The sequence below is a fragment of the Kribbella turkmenica genome (assembly GCF_004348725.1).
GTDB lineage: Bacteria > Actinomycetota > Actinomycetes > Propionibacteriales > Kribbellaceae > Kribbella > Kribbella turkmenica.
In genome coordinates this window covers 1-1,409 of record NZ_SMKR01000338.1, presented here as the reverse complement: position 1 = coordinate 1,409, position 1,409 = coordinate 1, and the positions used below count along the sequence as shown (strand labels likewise).

2 protein-coding genes are annotated in these 1,409 nt (G+C 71.2%); both read right to left on the bottom strand.

Annotated elements, in window-relative coordinates:
- A partial coding sequence (locus E1218_RS35745; protein WP_132327452.1) for a hypothetical protein occupies positions 1 to 644 on the bottom strand: 644 nt, incomplete at its 3' end.
- A 96-nt stretch (positions 645 to 740) separates the two neighbouring features.
- On the bottom strand, positions 741 to 1,340 hold the full coding sequence (locus E1218_RS35740) for a uridine kinase family protein (protein WP_132327451.1): 600 nt from the start codon (positions 1,338 to 1,340) through the stop codon (positions 741 to 743).
- Positions 1,341 to 1,409 lie beyond the last annotated feature (69 nt).

Below are 1,409 nucleotides of genomic sequence, written 5' to 3'. Positions count from 1 at the left end.
GTGAGGCGGGTGTGCTGCTGGGCGGTGAGCGTGGTGAGGAGGGCGGTGTCGGGGCGAGGATCGGTGCCTAGGGCGCCGGTTTGGCGGACGGTGAGCTCGACCACGAGGGTGCCGACGACGAAGCTCACCGCGGCCACGGCCTCCGACTGACCGCTCCCGCCGTCGTACTCGACTCGCGCGTCACTCAGCGCGTTCGGTACGCCGAAGTCGCGCTCGTGCGTCTCCTGGTTCCAGAAACCCTGCTGCAGGGTCTTCGCCTTGGCCGGGGTCGCGGCCTTGAAGAACTGCACGGTGAACCGCTTCTTCTTGTCCGGACTCAGGCGGCTCGCACGATAGCCCTCCACGAAGCCCGCGTTGAGCAGCAGTGCCCGATCGACAGCCGGGTCGGCGGACCAGTTGCGCAGGTAGGTGCTCGCGGTGAACGGGCCGGCGGAGTGCCGCGGATCGGCGACGTACCCGCGGGGCAGCACGACCAGACCGGCCAGTGTGCTCTTCGGTGCCTCGTTCTGCGCGGCCGCCGGGGCTTTGGTCGCCGAGGGCGTCTGCAGGGTGCCCGTCGAGGCGCCGGCGTCCTGCCCGCATCCGGTCACGCCGAGCAACAACGCGGTCGCCACGGCGGCGACGGCTGGCGCAGTCCGCTTCACGGTTCGTCTCCGTCCGGCTTCTCACCCCGAGAGCAACAGAAGGTTTCGGCGTGATGCCATCAGACCGAGGTGAACGCGGAGCGAACGCCTGGCGAATCACCGGGAGCGCGCCTCCGCCAGGAGCGTCGCGATCCGGCGGCGGGCGGCCTTGGGGTGCAGGGGTTCGCAACCGGCATCGAGGCATCGGCGGACCACCTGCGGATCGTCGCGCAGCAGGAGCAGGCCGCGGCGCAGCAGGGTGAGTGGTGGTTTGCGGTGCTCGCGCAGGTCGCGCTGGAACCGCCGGACGAACGTGACGAGCCGGTGGTGGCGGACGCAGACGGCGGCGGCCAGGAGCCCGCGGTCCCGCAGCGCGCCGACGATCTGGTCGGCGAAGATGCCCTCGGCAATGATCAGCGGCGATCCCACGGTGGACACCGGTCGGTGCCCGACCGTTCCGTCGGTCGCGATGTCGTAGACCGGGAGCTCCGCCGTCCCCGTCGTACACAAGGTCTCCAGCGCCGCCACCGCCCGGTCGCCGTCCCACGACCGCGGATCGTCCCAGTCGACGATTGCCAGCGGCGAGCGCGGCATCGCCTCGTCGTCGCCGTCGCGGTAGAAGTCGTCCAGCCGCACGACGGGCAGCCCGACAACCTCGGCCAGATGGGACTTCCCCGTCCCCGAGGGCCCCGCCAGCAACACCACACGAGCACTCACCGGCCTATTCTCGGGCATGGTGGGCAGGCGGGTGGACGGGGTAGGGTCCGGCTCAGCTGGGGAGGGGGT